The 15,930-nt window shown below is 62.6% G+C and carries 12 protein-coding genes; 2 read left to right on the top strand and 10 right to left on the bottom strand.

Translation table 11 applies throughout. The features are described from left to right. Window positions 1-11 precede the first annotated feature (11 nt). From mraY to coq7, 8 genes are all read right to left on the bottom strand, one after another. Window positions 12-1,181, bottom strand: a complete 1,170-nt coding sequence (mraY, locus tag AWB80_RS26830; protein WP_061177709.1) for a phospho-N-acetylmuramoyl-pentapeptide-transferase — start codon at window positions 1,179-1,181, stop codon at window positions 12-14. Window positions 1,182-1,204: 23 nt separating this feature from the next. Further along, window positions 1,205-2,635 carry a UDP-N-acetylmuramoyl-tripeptide--D-alanyl-D-alanine ligase gene (locus tag AWB80_RS26825; protein WP_061177708.1) on the bottom strand — a complete coding sequence of 477 codons (1,431 nt, stop codon included), beginning with the start codon at window positions 2,633-2,635 and terminating at the stop codon, window positions 1,205-1,207. After that, complete coding sequence (locus tag AWB80_RS26820; RefSeq protein WP_061177707.1) at window positions 2,632-4,176, bottom strand: UDP-N-acetylmuramoyl-L-alanyl-D-glutamate--2,6-diaminopimelate ligase; 1,545 nt, start codon at window positions 4,174-4,176, stop codon at window positions 2,632-2,634. The genes AWB80_RS26825 and AWB80_RS26820 overlap by 4 nt, the downstream gene beginning before the upstream one ends. Beyond that, window positions 4,173-6,029 (bottom strand): peptidoglycan D,D-transpeptidase FtsI family protein, encoded by a 1,857-nt coding sequence (locus tag AWB80_RS26815; protein ID WP_061177706.1) that lies wholly within the window; start codon window positions 6,027-6,029, stop codon window positions 4,173-4,175. The genes AWB80_RS26820 and AWB80_RS26815 overlap by 4 nt, the downstream gene beginning before the upstream one ends. Next, a complete protein-coding gene (ftsL, locus tag AWB80_RS26810) occupies window positions 6,026-6,370 on the bottom strand; it encodes a cell division protein FtsL (RefSeq protein WP_061177705.1) in 345 nt (114 codons plus the stop codon). Before ftsL ends, AWB80_RS26815 begins: the two co-directional genes overlap by 4 nt. After that, entirely contained in the window at window positions 6,367-7,320 is a 954-nt protein-coding gene (rsmH, locus tag AWB80_RS26805) for a 16S rRNA (cytosine(1402)-N(4))-methyltransferase RsmH (protein ID WP_061177704.1), read from the bottom strand. Before rsmH ends, ftsL begins: the two co-directional genes overlap by 4 nt. A gap of 16 nt (window positions 7,321-7,336) precedes the next feature. Beyond that, the gene (gene mraZ, locus AWB80_RS26800; RefSeq protein ID WP_061177703.1) at window positions 7,337-7,765 is read right to left on the bottom strand and encodes a division/cell wall cluster transcriptional repressor MraZ; all 429 of its coding nucleotides are present in this window, start codon (window positions 7,763-7,765) and stop codon (window positions 7,337-7,339) included. A 388-nt stretch (window positions 7,766-8,153) separates the two neighbouring features. Further along, window positions 8,154-8,804 carry a 2-polyprenyl-3-methyl-6-methoxy-1,4-benzoquinone monooxygenase gene (gene coq7, locus AWB80_RS26795; protein WP_061177794.1) on the bottom strand — a complete coding sequence of 217 codons (651 nt, stop codon included), beginning with the start codon at window positions 8,802-8,804 and terminating at the stop codon, window positions 8,154-8,156. A 414-nt stretch (window positions 8,805-9,218) separates the two neighbouring features. Between coq7 and AWB80_RS26790 the strand changes: the two genes are divergently transcribed. Further along, on the top strand, window positions 9,219-10,385 hold the full coding sequence (locus AWB80_RS26790) for a porin (protein WP_061177702.1): 1,167 nt from the start codon (window positions 9,219-9,221) through the stop codon (window positions 10,383-10,385). 149 nt (window positions 10,386-10,534) lie between these two features. Here the strand turns inward: AWB80_RS26790 and AWB80_RS26785 are convergent, their stop codons facing one another. Both AWB80_RS26785 and AWB80_RS26780 read right to left on the bottom strand, forming a co-directional pair. After that, window positions 10,535-12,208 carry a long-chain fatty acid--CoA ligase gene (locus tag AWB80_RS26785; protein WP_061177701.1) on the bottom strand — a complete coding sequence of 558 codons (1,674 nt, stop codon included), beginning with the start codon at window positions 12,206-12,208 and terminating at the stop codon, window positions 10,535-10,537. 128 nt (window positions 12,209-12,336) lie between these two features. Continuing rightward, window positions 12,337-14,418, bottom strand: coding sequence for a molybdopterin-containing oxidoreductase family protein (locus AWB80_RS26780; protein WP_061177700.1), 2,082 nt, complete (start codon window positions 14,416-14,418; stop codon window positions 12,337-12,339). Between the two features lie 161 nt (window positions 14,419-14,579). On the opposite strand from AWB80_RS26780, the gene AWB80_RS26775 reads away from it, so the two are divergent. Next, a complete protein-coding gene (locus AWB80_RS26775) occupies window positions 14,580-15,773 on the top strand; it encodes a M20 aminoacylase family protein (RefSeq protein WP_061177793.1) in 1,194 nt (397 codons plus the stop codon). Window positions 15,774-15,930: the final 157 nt, after the last annotated feature.

Here is a 15,930-nt window from a genome sequence, read left to right as displayed (position 1 = left end):
ACACAAAAGGATCAACGCAACTTGAGCGTCGACAAACCGAACAGGCACAACATCAACGTGATGATCCAGAAGCGCACCACCACTTGCGTCTCGGTCCAGCCGGACAGCTCGTAATGGTGATGCAGCGGCGCCATCTTGAAGAAACGGCGGCCTTCGCCGTAGCGCCGCTTCGTGAACTTGAACCAGAAGACCTGCAGCATCACGGAGAGCGTTTCCGCGACGAAGATCCCGCCCATGATGAACAGCACGATCTCCTGACGGACGATCACCGCGATCGTGCCGAGCGCGCCGCCGAGCGCGAGCGCGCCGACATCGCCCATGAAGACCTGCGCGGGGTGCGTGTTGTACCAGAGAAACGCGAGCCCGGCGCCGCCCATTGCGGAACAAAAGATCAAAAGCTCGCCCGCGCCGGGAATGTGCGGGAACAGCAGATACTTCGAATAGACCGAGCTGCCCATCACGTACGCGAACGCGCCGAGCGACGCGCCCACGAGCACCACGGGCATGATGACGAGACCGTCGAGGCCATCGGTGAGATTCACCGCGTTGCTCGAACCGACGATCACGAAATACGTCATCGCGATGAAGCCCCACACGCCGAGCGGATAGGTGATCGACTTGAGGAACGGCAGCATCAAATCGGCGCGCGCGGGCAGGCCCATCGACAGGCCGCTGCGCACCCACGCCATGAAGAGGTCGAAGACGCGCGCGTTGTTCGCTTCGGACACGGAGAACGCGAGATACACCGCCGCGAAGATGCCGATGACCGATTGCCAGAAATACTTCTCGCGCGAGGACATGCCGCGCGGGTCCTTGTGCACGACCTTGCGATAGTCGTCCACCCAGCCGATCACGCCGAAGCCGAAGGTGACGAGCATCACGATCCACACGAAGCGATTCGTGAGATCCGCCCACAACAGCGTGGATACCGCGATGCCGATGAGAATCAGCACGCCGCCCATGGTCGGGGTGCCGGATTTGACGAGGTGCGTCTGCGGGCCGTCCTTGCGCACGGCCTGGCCGACCTTGAGCGCCGACAGCTTGCGAATGACCCACGGGCCGCAGACGAGTCCGATCAGAAGCGCCGTCGCCGTGGCTCCCACGGCGCGGAACGTGATGTAGGTAAACACGCGCATGAAGCTGGCGTCATTCTGAAGCCATTGCGCGAGTGCGAGTAGCATGCTGGTCCTTCTCTTTCAGTGAATCAATGTGCGGCGGGCGCGTTGCCCGCAGCGGGTTGTTGTGGACTCGTCAGGGCGTCCACCACGCGCTCCATCTTCATGAAGCGCGAGCCTTTCGCGAGATACGTGGCCTTGTTGCCGTAGCCTGCGTGTTCGAGTGCTGCGATCAGTTCGGCGACGTCGCCGAAATGCCGTGCGGTCTGCTTCGATGCGCGCGCGTTGAATGCGTTCACCGAATCGCCACTCGAAGCACCGAGCGCGTAAAGCGCATCGATGCCGCGTTCGGCCGCATACGCACCGACTTCGCGATGAAACGCCGGGCCTTCCTCGCCGACTTCGCCCATGTCGCCCATCACGAGCACGCGGGGTGAAGCTTGCGATGCGAGCACGTCGATGGCAGCGCGCATCGAATCGGGATTCGAGTTGTACGTATCGTCGATGACGGTCGCGCCGTTCAGCGCGCCGAGCACCGCGCGTTTCACCTGCAGGCGGCCCTTCACCGGCTGGAATGCTTCGAGTCCGCGCTTGATCGTGTCGAGCGAAACGCCCGCGGCGAGCGCGGCCGCGGTGGCGGCCATCGCGTTGCGCGCGTTGTGTTCGCCGAGCACGTTCAGCGCGACGTCGAGCGCGCCTTGCGGCGTGCGCATATGGACCGTCGTGCCGTCGAGCGTGCCGGTAACAGCCGCTTTCGTTGCGTCGTCCGTCAATGCGAAGTCGATGATCGCGTTGTCCGTCGCGGCGGTGCGCCAGAAGACGGCGTACTGATCGTCGGCGGGGAACACGGCGGTGCCCGATTCGCCCAGCGCGTGAATCACCGACGCGTGTTCGAGCGCGACCGCTTCGACCGTCGCCATGAACTCCTGATGCTCGCGCTGCGCGTTGTTGACGACGGCGACATCCGGCGCGGCGATCTTGCCGAGCACTTCCGTTTCGCCCGGATGGTTCATGCCGAGCTCGACCACCGCGAGCTTGTGCGACGCGTTCAGACGGAACAGCGTGAGCGGCAAGCCGATGTCGTTGTTGAAGTTGCCAGCGGTCGCAAGACGCGCTTCCTCGCCGACCGCGGCGGCGAAGATCGACGCGATCATTTCCTTGACGGTCGTCTTGCCGTTGCTGCCCGTCACGGCGACGAGCGGCATCGTGAAGCGCTCGCGCCAGCCGTGCGCCAGCGCACCGAGCGCGGCACGCGTGTCCTTTACCTTGATGACAGGAAGTGGCCAGGCATCAGCGTTGCTCGGGTCGCGTGACACGAGCGCCGCGGACGCGCCGCTCTTCGCCACCTGATCAAGGAAATCATGCGCATCGAAGCGATCGCCCTTCACCGCGACGAACAGGTCACCGGCCTGAACGCCACGGCTGTCCGTGACGACGCGCTCGATGGCCACGTCGTCATCGCCCTTCAGAATTGCGCCGGGAATCATCGCGGCGGCTTCGCGCAACGTGAACATCGTCATTCGCCGCCTCCGCGCTGTTGTGTGGCGCGTGCGGCCAGCGCGAGGCGCGCGTGATCCTGATCCGAGAACGCGCGCTTCTTGCCCATGATTTCCTGCGTGGCTTCGTGCCCCTTGCCCGCGAGCACGACGACGTCCTCGCGCGCGGCCGAGCGGATCGCCTGCAGGATCGCGCTCGCGCGGTCCTCGATACGGCGCGCTTTCGCGGCGTCGTTCATGCCGGCGGCGATCTGGTCGATGATGGCTTGCGGGTCTTCGCTGCGCGGGTTGTCGCTCGTGATGACGACCTGATCTGCGAGGCGTTCGGCGATTTCGCCCATCAGCGGACGCTTGGTCGAATCGCGGTCACCGCCGCAACCGAACATGCAGACGAGCTCGCCGCCACGCGCCGCCGCGATCGGGCGCAGCGCGGTGAGGGTTTTGTCGAGCGCGTCGGGAGTGTGCGCATAGTCGATCACGACGAGCGGTTCGTCGCTCTGAACGCGGCCGCCGAGACGCTCCATGCGGCCGTTCACCGATTCGAGCTTTTCGATGCGCGTGATCGCGGCCGCGAACGGCACGCCGACTTCGAGCAGCACGCCGAGCACCGAAAGCAGATTGCTTACGTTGAACGTACCGAGCGTGCCGACTTCGACATCGGCTTCGCCCCAGTCGGACGACAGATGAAACGCGGTGCCCGTTGCCGTCGCGCGGACCTGCGTCGCGAGCAGCATTGCGTCGGCGCGCGGCGCGGCGTCGACGGGCATGTCGACACCGTACGCAATCGTGCGCACCTTGCCGCGCAGCGATTCGATCAGGCGCTGGCCGGCCGCATCGTCGCGATTGACGATCGCCGTCTTGAGCGACGGCCACGCGAACAGACGCGCCTTCGCCGCCTCATACGCGTCGAAAGTGCCGTGGTAGTCGAGATGATCCTGCGTGAGATTCGTGAAGATGGCGATGTCGAAATCGACGCCGTTCACGCGCCCCTGATGCAGCGCGTGCGACGACACTTCCATCGCAACGCCTTCCGCGCCCTGCGTCTTCAGTTGCGCGAGATTGCGTTGAAGCTGCGGCGCGTCAGGCGTGGTGAAGCCGCTATGCACGAGCTTGCCCGGCATGCCGATGCCGAGCGTGCCGACAATCGCGCACGGACGGCCGAGCGCGCTCAGCGCCGTGGCGATCCACTGGCTGCACGAGGTCTTGCCGTTCGTGCCCGTCACGCCGACGGTCAGCATCGACGCGGTCGGCTCGCCGTACCACGCGGACGCGATCGGACCGGCGAGTTCGTTGAGCGCCTTCACGGCGAGCGCCTTCGACGCGTCCGGCTTGCCCGCGAAGTTCTCCGGCTGATACAGCGCAGCGGCCGCGCCGGCGGCCAGCGCGGCGTCGAGATACGGACGGTTGTCCGCGCCGTCGACCGCATAGGCGAGGAACACGTCGCCGCTTTTGAGCGAGCGCGTGTCGGCGTGCAAGTGCGCCTCGGGCTGCGCGCGCGCGCGCAGCCATTGAACGGCATGTGAAACGTCCTTCTGCATCTTGGTCTGTCGGGCTTGCGCGCTCATCGCACGACTCCCGGGTGCGTCTTCATATTGCTCGACACCGCGACTTTCTTCGCGGCGTTCGCGTTGTTCAGGTTTGCCGGCTGCTGCGCGGCCGGTTGTGCTGCGGAATTCGAATCGTCCGTGACGACCATCTGCTTGACCGGCATGTCGGGCGGCACGTTGAGCGCGCGCAGCGTATCGCCGACGATGCCCGAGAACACCGGACCCGACACCTGGCCGCCGAAGTGGCTGCCGACCGTCGGTTCGTCGACCGAAACCGCCACGACGATGCGCGGATTCGGCATCGGCGCCATGCCGACGAACGATGCGCGGTACTTCGACTTGTCGTAGCCGTGGCCCCCGTGCTTATACGCCGTACCCGACTTGCCGCCGACGCGATAGCCCGGCACCGCCGCATCCGGCGACGTGCCGCCCTTCGCCGTGACGGTTTCGAGCATCGCGCGCACTTGACGCGCGGTGGTCGGCGAAAAAATCTGCTGGCCGATGACGGGCTGATCGCCCGGCGTGCGGAAAATCGACACCGGCATGACCTCGCCGTCGTGCGCGATGGCCGTGTACGCGCGCGCAAGCTGAAACAGCGAGGCGGACAGGCCGTAGCCGTATGACATCGTCGCCTGCTCGATGCGCCGCCAGCTTTTCCACGGGCGCAAACGGCCGGTCACTGCGCCCGGAAAACCGACCTTCGGTGCCTGACCGAGCCCGAGACCCGTGTACATGTTCCACATTTCTTCAGGACGCAATTGCATCGCAATTTTGGTCGCGCCGATATTGCTCGACTTCTGAATCACGCCGCCGACAGTGAGCGTGCCGAAACCGGAATCGTCCGTGATGCGCGCGCCGTCGAGCACGAACACGCCGCCGCCCGTTTCCACGAGCGTGTTCGGCGTCACGCGATGCAGATCGAGCGCGAGCGAAACGGTGAACGGCTTCATGATCGAGCCCGGCTCGAACGTGTCCGTGAGAATGCGGTTGCGCAACTGCTCGCCGGTCATGCGCGAGCGGTCGTTCGGGTTGTACGTGGGATAGTTGACGAGCGCGAGCACTTCGCCCGTCTTGGTGTCGATCACGATCGCCGCGCCCGCCTTCGCCTTCGACTTCTCGACGGCGGCTTTCAGGTTCGTGTACGCGATGTACTGAATCTTGCTGTCGATCGAGAGTTCGACATCCGCACCGTTGTGCGGCACGACCTGTTCGTCGACGTCCTCGACGATATGGCCCATGCGGTCCTTGATGACGCGCCGCATGCCCGGCGTACCGGCGAGGACGTGCTGATCGCCGAGTTCGACGCCTTCCTGTCCCTTGTCTTCAATATTAGTAAAGCCGATCAGATGCGCGGTGATTTCGCCTTCCGGATAGAAGCGCTTGTATTCGCCGCGCGAATAAATGCCGGGAACGTCGAGCGCGGCGACTTTCTGCGCGACTTCGAGCGGCACCTGGCGCTTCACGTACACGAAGGTCTTGTCCATCGACAGCTTCGCGCGCAACTCTTTTTCCGGCATCTCGAGCAACTTCGACAGCTGCGCGAACTTTTCCGCGCCGAGATCGTTCGGCACGGCTTCGGGAATCGCCCAGATGGCCTTCACCGGCAGGCTCGTCGCGAGCACGAGGCCGTTGCGGTCGCGGATCTGCCCGCGCGTCGCCGGCAGTTCGAGCGTGCGCTGATAGCGGCTCTCGCCCTGCTTCTTGAAAAAGGCGTTGCCCGGACCCTGAATCCAGAACGCGCGGGCGGCAAGCGCCACAAACGCCATGAATAGCAGGAACACGACGAACTTCGAGCGCCACATGGGCAAGCGCACGGCGAGGAGCGGGTTCGGTACGTGAGCGATGTCTTTCTGCTTCGCGGACTTTTTCATCGCTTGGCTCCGCGTGCAGGCGGCGCCGACGCCGGCAGCGGCGGCGGCATGGGTGCGTCGGCGGCCTTGTTGGTCGCCGTGTCGTAAGTGAGGTATTGCGTGCGGCCGGTCGTCACGGGCTGCATCTTCAGTGAGTTAGTGGCCAACTGCTCGATACGCGATGTCTTCGACAGCGCGCTCTGCTGGTATTGCAACTGCGCGTAATCCTGCTGAAGCTGGCGCTCCTGCGATTGCGCCCGCTGCAACTCGATGAAGATTTCCCGTTGCTGATTGGTGGAGCTGACGACCGACAGCGCGCATCCGAGCACGACGATCAGCAGGAAGATATTGAGACGGTTCATGGCACGATCCGCTCGGCGATACGCATCACCGCGGACCGGGCGCGCGGGTTGTCGGCGACTTCGGCTTCGCTCGGAAACACGCGGCCGACCACCCGCATCGGCGGGCTGGGAAGATCGACCGCACGGATCGGCAAGCGACGATCCACCGCTGGCGCGCTCGCGTGCGCCTGCATGAACCGCTTGACGATCCGGTCTTCGAGTGAATGAAAGCTGATCACGACCAGCCGCCCCCCTTGCTCCAACAATGCCAATGCCGATTCGAGTACTACCTGCAGCTCCGCAAGCTCTTGATTGACGTGAATCCGTATAGCCTGAAAGGTGCGAGTTGCCGGGTCCTTGCCCTTTTCACGGGTTTTGACGACGTGACCCACGATTTCGGCAAGCTCGCCCGTGCTGTCGAGAGGCCCAAGACGGTCGGACTCTGCCCGGCGAGCAACAAGCGCCTTTGCAATCTGAAAAGCAAACCGTTCTTCCCCATAATCTCTGATGACCTCCGTGATTTCCTGCACCGTGGCTCGTGCGAGCCACTCGGCTGCCGACTCGCCGCGAGTCGGGTCCATCCTCATGTCGAGCGGACCTTGCGCGCGGAAGCTGAAGCCGCGCTCCGGGTCGTCCACCTGCGGCGACGACACGCCAAGGTCGAGCAATACGCCCGACACCCGCCCTACCCCACGCTCGGCCGCCGCGTCGCGCAACACCGCGAAACTGTCATGCACGATCGAAAAACGCGCGTCCTGAATCTGTTGCGCCGTGGCGATCGCGAGAGGATCCTTGTCGAAGGCGATGAGCTGCCCCGCTTCTCCCAGCCGCTGCAAGATCGCCCGGCTATGACCACCGCGTCCGAACGTGCCATCTATATAGATGCCGTCCGTGCGGGTGATCAGTCCGTCCACCGCTTCCTTCAGCAGCACCGTGCGATGCTGCAGTTCATTTCCCGACGACTTCGCCATGTTTTTCAGCGCCGCATCAGAAAGTGAAGTTCTTCAGCGCGTCGGGCATGCCCTGCGCCATCGCCGCGGCTTCGTTCGCCGCGTAAGTCTGCGAATCCCACAACTCGAAGTGCGCGCCCATGCCGAGCAGCGTCACGTCTTTTTCCAGCGACGCGGCCGAGCGCAATTCGGGCGAGACCAGCACGCGCCCGTTGCCGTCGAGTTCGACATCCATTGCATTACCGAGAAAGATGCGCCGCCACCACATGGCTTCCATCGGAAGCGCGGCGACCTTCGCGCGAAAGACTTCCCACTCCGGACGAGGAAAGAGCAACAGGCATCCATCCGGGCTCTTTGTGAGCGTCACCCGGCCTTCTGCCTGCCCTTGCAGCGCATCCCGATAGCGCGACGGAATGGACATCCGTCCTTTCGCATCGAGCGTCAGCGCCGACGCCCCCTGGAACACTCGCCCTCTCCCCGTTTCAGACGCCCACCGTGACGTCCGTCCCACTCAGATTTGCTCGAAAATGGGCTCTGAATCACACAAAAGACCACTTTCTCACACTGTCTCCCACTTTAGAGGAAGGTATTTCCTCGGTCAAGACGCGCACCTTTTTTTCGAGCGATTTTTATTTGCTAGAACAAGGACTTAGCGTAGGAGCTTGAAGTGACGCGAAAAGAGAAAACCGTTATGAATTAGAGAGCTAGTGGCGGATGTGAAGGTAGTACGTGAAATCAGCTGTCAAAATGAGGGAAATGTAACGGTCTTTACGGCCGATTTGTGGGCCACAGGTGGGATGCGGCCGCGGGGGTCTCGGCCGACCATGTGCGGATCGGCCGGGACGTTCATCGCACTATATGTAATACGCCGTGCGGGTCATGACTTTCGAAGCTGCGCGCATCAACGCGCGGACCGGAAAAGGCACTTCGCTCCCACCCGCGCCGATCGCGGCAGCGGCATGCGCGCTTTCGTCGAGACGCATTTGCTCGACGATCGCGCGAGAAGCGTGATCGTTCGCGGGCAAGGTCTTCATGTGACCGTCGAGGTGTTGCTCGACCTGGCGCTCGGTTTCGGCCATGAAGCCAAGGCTCGCGCGATCGCCGAAGCGTCCCGCGACGAAACCGATCGCGAGCGAGCCCGCATACCAGAGCGGGTTCAGCAAACTCGGCCGCGATTCCAGGTCCTGAAGCCGTTTCGATGTCCACGCGAGATGGTCTTCCTCTTCGCGAGCCGCCTGCTCGAAGCTCGCCTTGAGTTCGGGCGACTGCGTGGCGAGCTTTTGCGCCTGATAAAGAGCCTGTGCGCAAACTTCGCCGACGTGGTTCACGCGCATCAGGCCCGCCGAATGAGCGCGCTCTTTCTCGGTGAGTTGCGATTCGTCGGAGAGGACGTCGTCCTGCGCACCGGACATCGTCGCTTCGGGAATGGGGCGCGACATGCGGCTCACGCCTGTCATGGACCGCAATCCTCGATCGAACTCGCTGATGACTTCATCGAGCGTCATGTTGTCACCTCTCATCTTGGTCGCCGGCGCGTCGCGGTCTGCAAACCGTACGGGCGTTTGGCGGAAAACGCGGATTTTAGCGCACATCTCCGAGCGTCGATGGCTGCGTCGGCTCGCTCGAACACCCCCTCGTGAACCTGACCAAAGGGACGGAAAACAGCCCTTCGACGGAGTCCTTTTTAGTAACTAGGGCAAACACGGGTCGCAAAAATCCTGCAAAACCAACATTTTAGCGCCTGTTGCGTAAATGTCACATGCGTTGGGCGGACCGCCCCCTTTTCCTTTGTCCATCAAAGGCTCTTTGTTACATTACGTGGCAACTTCGTTAAGAAGCCCGGCAGGGACCGTCAACACACTGGCGCTAGAACAGTGACCTTGCCAAACAGTCGCAAACACTCCCTGGAGATCTATTCAATGAAAAAGTCGCTTCTCGCTCTCGCCGCATTGGGCACTTTCGCAGGCGCCGCACATGCGCAGAGCAGCGTGACGCTGTACGGCATCATCGACGCTGGCTTTGTCTATAACAACAACAGCAGCGGCCAGAAGCTGTATGCAATGAACAGCGGCAACCTGCAGGGCAGCCGTTGGGGCCTGCGCGGCACGGAAGATCTGGGTGGCGGTCTGAAGGCCATCTTCGTTTTGGAAAACGGCTTCAACGTGTTCAATGGCCGTCTGGGCCAAGGCGGCGCTGAGTTCGGCCGTCAAGCGTATGTCGGTCTGTCGACGGCGCAATTCGGCACGGTCACCCTCGGTCGCCAGTACGACTCCGTGGTTGACTACACCGGCGCATTCGAAGTCGGTAGCCAGTGGGCATCGTACTTCGGCGCGCACCCGGGCGACCTCGACAACATGAACAACTCGAATCGCGTGAACAACGCGGTCAAGTTCACGAGCGCGAACTACGCGGGCTTCACGTTCGGCGGCCTGTACAGCCTCGGCGGCAACGCCGGCCAGTTCAACCGCAACCAGATCTGGTCGGTTGGTCTCGGCTACTCGCAAGGTCCCCTGCAGTTGGGCGCCGGCTACCTGAACGTCAAGGATCCGAACTACTCGTTCTTCGGCAACACGCCGTCGTCGAGCACGACGGGCTCGAACATGGCCGGCAGCCGCGTGTACTCGGGCTACGCTTCGGCGAAGACGCAACAAGTGATCTCGGCTGGCGGTGCATACACGTTCGGCGCGGCGACCGTCGGCGCAACGTATAGCAACACGCAGTTCAAGGATCTGGGTTCGGAGCCGGGCACCGGCCTGACCCCGACGGGCGGCTTCACGGGCGGCACGGGCAAGTTCCACAACGCCGAAATCAACTTCAAGTATCAGCTGACCCCGGCGCTGCTGCTGGGCGTGGCGTATGACTACACGAAGGGTTACGGCCTGGGCGACGCCAAGTATCACCAAGCCATGCTCGGCGCGGACTACTTCCTGTCGAAGCGCACGGACGTGTACATCGACGGCGTGTACCAGCACGCGACCGGCACGGACTCGACGAACCGTTCGGCTGTTGCGAACATCAACGGCCTGTCGCCGTCGTCGACGTCGAACCAGGTTGCTGCTGTGGTCGGCATCCGTCACAAGTTCTAATAAGATCGTAACAAAGCGGTATTCCCTGAAAGGCGCCTCCGGGCGCCTTTTTTTCGTTCTGGCCGGGGAAACCGCGTCGCGCGGGACCAACAAAAAAGCCTTCGTGTCTCACGACATGAAGGCTTTTCCCGATGCGGGCGAAGCGAACGCTACGCGCGCCCGTCGCGCAATTCCCGCCGCAGGATCTTGCCGACATTGCTCTTCGGCAGATCGTTGCGAAACTCGATCATGCGCGGACGCTTGTAGCCGGTGAGCCGCTCCTTGCAGTAGGCCATGACATCGGCTTCGGTCAGGCTCAAATCCTTGCGTACGATGAAAAGCTTGACGGCTTCGCCCGAAGTCTGGTCCTTCACGCCGACCGCCGCGACTTCGAACACGCCCGGCAACATCGCGACGACGTCCTCGATCTCGTTCGGATACACGTTGAAGCCCGACACGAGAATCATGTCCTTCTTGCGATCGACGATCTTCACGTAACCGCGGTCATCCAGCACGCCGATGTCGCCCGAGCGGAAAAAGCCGTCGGCGGTCATTACCTTCGCCGTTTCATCTGGACGATTCCAGTAGCCTGCCATCACCTGCGGACCGCGAATACAGATTTCGCCGGACTGGCCGAGCGGCACTTCGTTGTTGTCGTCGTCGCGGATGGAGACTTCGGTCGACGGAAGCGGCAAGCCGATCGTGCCGGTGTATTCGGTCGCCGTCACCGGGTTGCAGGTGACGCACGGCGAGGTCTCGGACAGGCCGTATCCCTCGATGATCGGCACGCCGGTCGCCGCAAACCACCGCTTCGCTACGGATTCCTGAACCGCCATCCCGCCGCCGTTCGCCGCGATGAGCTTGGAAAAGTCGAGTTTGCTGAAATCAGGATGATTCAACAGCGCGTTATAGAGCGTGTTGACCGCCGGGAACGTGTTGATGGGAATGCCCTTCAGTTCCTTGATCGTCCCGGCGATGTCGCGTGGATTCGGAATCAGCACGCCGAGGCCACCGGTCCGGATGGTCAGCATCCCGCACACGGTCAGCGCGAAGATGTGATAAAGCGGCAGCGCAACCACGCAAACGAACTGGTCGATATCTGGGCGGCGCTTGCGAGCCGGGTCAAGCCACACTTCGGACTGCAAGGTGTTCGCGATCACATTGCGATGCGTGAGCGTCGCGCCCTTGGCGATGCCCGTCGTGCCGCCGGTGTACTGCAGGAACGCGACATCGTCGGGGTTTTGGGTGACAGGCTGGAGCGTGCCGCGCGCGCCTTCATCGAGCGCGTCGTTGAAGCGGATGCTGCCGGGCAGGTTCCACTCCGGCACCATCTTCTTCACGCGCCGGACCACGAAGTTGACCAACAGGCCCTTCAGACCCATGAGATCGCCCATCGACGCAACGACCACATGCTTGATGGCCGTATTCCTGACGACAGCCTGCAGCGTGCCCGCGAAGTTTTCCAGGATGACGATCGCTTCCGCTGCGCAGTCCTTGAGCTGATGCTCGAGTTCGCGCGGCGTGTACAGCGGATTGACGTTGACGACGATGTAACCGGCGCGCAGCACAGCGGCGATCGCGACCGGATATTGCAGGACGTTGGGCATCATCAGCGCGACGCGCGCGCCGGGCTGCATGCCCCTCTTCTGGAACCACGCGGCCAGCTTTCTCGACATCGCGTCGAGCTCGGCGTAGGTGATCGACTGGCCCATGCAGACAAACGCGCGGCGGTCGCGGTTCGCACGGAAACTGTCCACGAGCAATTCGGAAACGGACCGATACGCGGATGCGTCGATTTCCGCAGGCACGCCGGCCGGGTAAGACTTCAGCCAGGGTTTTTCCATACGGCGTCTCCTTTATATGATTTTAGAATGGTCGTGCGGAAACGAGATCCTAGCTTTTCGGCAGGTCTCCGACAACTGGGTTAGACGCCATGCACCAGACTCGTTCGAGCCGGCTCTTGCAAAACCCGTCAATGCATCGGCTCCACTTCGACGAGACAATCGTAAAACGTCGCCGATCGCCCGAGATCGGTCAATGCCTGGCTCGTCACCTGATTGGCGTTGCAGCCGTCCGGCGAGAGTTTCTTCCACCAGATCGACAAACCGACGACAACCCCTTCGCGTGCGCGCTCCGTTACGCGCGCGCGGGCCTGCATCGAACCGCGATCGTTGAAGATGCGCACCTGCGCGCCGTCGCCGATGCCGCGCGTTTTCGCATCGAAGGGATGAATGTCCAGATGCGGCTCGCGCTCCGCCGCACGCAGGCTTTCGATGTTCACGAAACTGCTGTTCAGAAAGTTGCGCGCGGGCGGAGAGATCATCGCGAGCGGATAGCGTGCAGCCAGTTCCGGCGAGCCATCCGCGGATTCGTACGGCGGCAGGTAGTCCGGCAGCGGATCGAGACCCTCGCTTCTCAGACGCTCGCTGTAGAACTCGCATTTGCCCGACGGCGTCCGGAACGCACCCTCGGCAAGCGGCGCCTCGGCGATATCCAGTTCCAGCCAGCCGGACGCCTTCAGCGTGTCCCAACTCTGGCCGTGCAGCGTGCGGTCGTCCCAGCGGAATGCCTTCGATGCGATCTGTTCGTCGGTTTCGAAAAGCGCCGGTTCGACGAGGCCCATCGCGCGCGCGAGGCCGCGGAAGATTTCTGTGTTCGGGCGCGCCTCGCCGACCGGCTGAATCGCCGGCAGGTTCGCCATCACATGCGTGTGTCCGTAGGACTTATGGACATCGAGATGTTCGAGTTGCGTGGTCGCAGGGAGGATCAGGTCGGCGTAGTCGGCGGTATCTGTCTGGAAATGCTCCAGCACGATCGTGAACAGATCCTCGCGCGCGAAACCCGCCTCGACCTTTGCCGAGTCGGGCGCGACCGCGACCGGGTTCGAGTTGTAGACGATCATCGCTTCGATTTTCGGTCCGAAGGTTTCGTCGCCCGGATGCAGCAGCGCGTCGCCGATCGCGTTCATGTTGATCGCGCGCGGTGTCTTCGACGGCCAGTCGGGCAGCAGGTCGGGACGCTCGAGCGCGCTGCCGTCGATTGGCGCCCATCCGGACGATGACAGCAGCAAGCCGCCTGCGCGCTCGCGCCACGCCCCTGTCAGTGACGGCAGCGAGGCGATCGCCCGGACCGCGTTGCCGCCGCCGCGCACGCGCTGCATGCCGTAGTTGAGCCGAATCGCGGCCTTTTTCGTCGATCCGAACGCTCGCGCAAGTTCGACGACCACGTTCTCGTCGATGCCACAGATCTGCGCCACGCGTGACGGCGGATACTGCGCGGCGCGCGCCGCGAGCTCGTCGAAGCCTACCGTGTGCGCGCGTACGTACTCGTGATCGATGAAATTCTCACGGACGAGAACATCGATCATGCCGAGTGCCAGCGCTGCATCCGTCCCCGGGCGCAGCGCGATGTGTTGATGGCACTTTTCCGCCGTGAGCGACTTGTAGGGATCGATTGCGATGAGCTTCGCGCCACGTCGCTTGGCTTCCTGCGCGCGAGTCCAGAAATGCAGGCTGGAGGCGATCGGGTTCGCTCCCCAGATCAAGATCAGCTCGCTCTCTTCGTAATACTCTGCGTGCATGCCGATGCTCGCGCCGTACGTGTAGCGCAGCCCCGCCGCTCCCGCCGCGGCACAAATGGTGCGTTCGAGTCGCGACGCTCCGAGCACGTTGAAAAACCGCGCGGCGATGCTCTCGCCTTGCACCAGACCCATCGTGCCCGCATAGCTATACGGCACGATGGCTTCGGGCGCGCGTCGTGCAATCGGTCCGAGGCGCTCGGCGGCGAGTTGTAACGCTGCGTCCCAGCTTATCGGTTCGAATCGGTCTTCGCCCTTTTTGCCGACGCGACGCAGCGGAGTCAGCAATCGATCCTTGTGATGCGTGCGTTCGGCATATCGAGTGACCTTCGTGCACAGCACCCCCTGCGTCGGCGGATGATCGGGATCGCCGCTGATCTTCACTGCTTTGCCGTCTTTGACGGTTACGCGCATCGCGCAAGTATCGGGGCAATCGTGGGGGCATACGGCTCGGGCAAACTCGGCTGGAGCGTTCATCAGAAAGTCCGGTAAATCGAAACAAAAAGCGGCAGATGACGGATTCTATTACGGGCGCTATGAGATCGACCGTCCGGTGCAGCAAATAGTGGCGGCGTAGAATGAATGCGTCACGCGCGGTCAATCCGCGCGATCCGAATTCAAACGTGAGAGCGGTTCAAATGAATCTGATCCCGGAAATCGAAGCATCACACGACGAAATCAAAACGCTCCGACGAACGATCCATGCTCATCCCGAATTGCGCTATGAGGAAGTCGGCACCGCGAAACTCGTGGCCGAGAACCTCGAACGATGGGGAATCGAGGTGCATCGGGGATTGGGCAAGACGGGTGTCGTCGGTGTGTTGAAACGGGGAACTGGCAAAGCATCGATCGGGCTGCGCGCGGACATGGATGCGCTGCCCATACAGGAACTGAATACGTTCGGCCACAAGTCGATGAACGACGGTCGCATGCATGCTTGCGGACACGACGGTCATACCGCGATGCTGCTCGGCGCCGCGAAGCATCTGGCCGCGCACGGCAAGTTCGACGGGACGATCGTTTTCATCTTTCAACCTGCGGAAGAAGGGGGCGCGGGCGCAAAGGCCATGATCAAGGACGGTCTTTTCGAGCGCTTTCCAGTCGACGCCGTTTTCGGCATTCACAACTGGCCCGGTATTCCGGCCGGTCATTTTGGCGTGACCGCAGGACCGATCATGGCCTCCAGCAACGAGTTTCGCATCATGATTCGCGGAACCGGTTCGCACGCGGCCTTGCCGCACAACGGGCACGATCCGATCTTCACCGCGATCCAGATTGCGAACGGACTTCAGAGCATCATCACGCGAAACAAGAAGCCGATCGATACCGCGGTCCTGTCCATTACGCAGATTCACGCGGGGGAGGCGGCGAATGTATCGCCCGATCAGGCCTGGCTCGGCGGGACCGTACGCACCTTCACGGTGGCGACGCTCGATCTGATCGAATCGCGCATGCGCAAGATCGTCGAAGCGACGGCAGCCGCCTATGACTGCGAAGTGGAGTTGCACTTCCACAGAAACTACCCACCGACGATCAATGCACCCGAGGAGGCGAGATTCGCGGCGGAAGTCATGGCGGAAGTTGTGGGAAAAGATAAGGTCGATAGCGCCGTCGAACCGACGATGGGGGCCGAGGACTTCTCGTTCATGCTCATCGAGAAGCCCGGATGCTATGCGTTCCTGGGTAATGGCGACGGGGGACATCGCGAGCAGGGGCACGGCGCGGGGCCGTGCATGCTGCATAACGCCAGCTACGATTTCAACGATGACTTACTGTCGATCGGGGCGTCGTATTGGGTGCGTCTGGCCGAGCGATTCCTGACGCGCGGATAACCGTGGCGGCGAACGCTACCGCTTCGTTCGAAGCTATACGCTTTGCATCGCCGGCCCAAACGCAAAAACCCCACCTTTGCGGGGTGGGGTTTTTGTTTGTAGCATGAGGAGCCTGACGATTACCTACTTTCACACGGGAGCTCCGCACTATCATCGG

Origin of the sequence: Caballeronia pedi (genome assembly GCF_001544915.2) — a bacterium.
Classification (GTDB): Bacteria; Pseudomonadota; Gammaproteobacteria; order Burkholderiales; family Burkholderiaceae; genus Caballeronia; species Caballeronia pedi.
Note: the sequence above shows the minus strand (reverse complement) of the source record. Positions and strands in the feature narration are given on the sequence as shown.

What these genes read in the sequence shown, in the direction of transcription:
- mraY (WP_061177709.1), bottom strand. Translation starts at nt 1,181, where the DNA reads ATGCTACTCGCACTCGCGCAATGGCTTCAGAATGACGCCAGCTTCATG.
- AWB80_RS26825 (WP_061177708.1), bottom strand. Translation starts at nt 2,635, where the DNA reads ATGACGATGTTCACGTTGCGCGAAGCCGCCGCGATGATTCCCGGCGCA.
- AWB80_RS26820 (WP_061177707.1), bottom strand. Translation starts at nt 4,176, where the DNA reads ATGAGCGCGCAAGCCCGACAGACCAAGATGCAGAAGGACGTTTCACAT.
- AWB80_RS26815 (WP_061177706.1), bottom strand. Translation starts at nt 6,029, where the DNA reads ATGAAAAAGTCCGCGAAGCAGAAAGACATCGCTCACGTACCGAACCCG.
- ftsL (WP_061177705.1), bottom strand. Translation starts at nt 6,370, where the DNA reads ATGAACCGTCTCAATATCTTCCTGCTGATCGTCGTGCTCGGATGCGCG.
- rsmH (WP_061177704.1), bottom strand. Translation starts at nt 7,320, where the DNA reads ATGGCGAAGTCGTCGGGAAATGAACTGCAGCATCGCACGGTGCTGCTG.
- coq7 (WP_061177794.1), bottom strand. Translation starts at nt 8,804, where the DNA reads ATGACGCTCGATGAAGTCATCAGCGAGTTCGATCGAGGATTGCGGTCC.
- AWB80_RS26790 (WP_061177702.1), top strand. Translation starts at nt 9,219, where the DNA reads ATGAAAAAGTCGCTTCTCGCTCTCGCCGCATTGGGCACTTTCGCAGGC.
- AWB80_RS26785 (WP_061177701.1), bottom strand. Translation starts at nt 12,208, where the DNA reads ATGGAAAAACCCTGGCTGAAGTCTTACCCGGCCGGCGTGCCTGCGGAA.
- AWB80_RS26780 (WP_061177700.1), bottom strand. Translation starts at nt 14,418, where the DNA reads ATGAACGCTCCAGCCGAGTTTGCCCGAGCCGTATGCCCCCACGATTGC.
- AWB80_RS26775 (WP_061177793.1), top strand. Translation starts at nt 14,580, where the DNA reads ATGAATCTGATCCCGGAAATCGAAGCATCACACGACGAAATCAAAACG.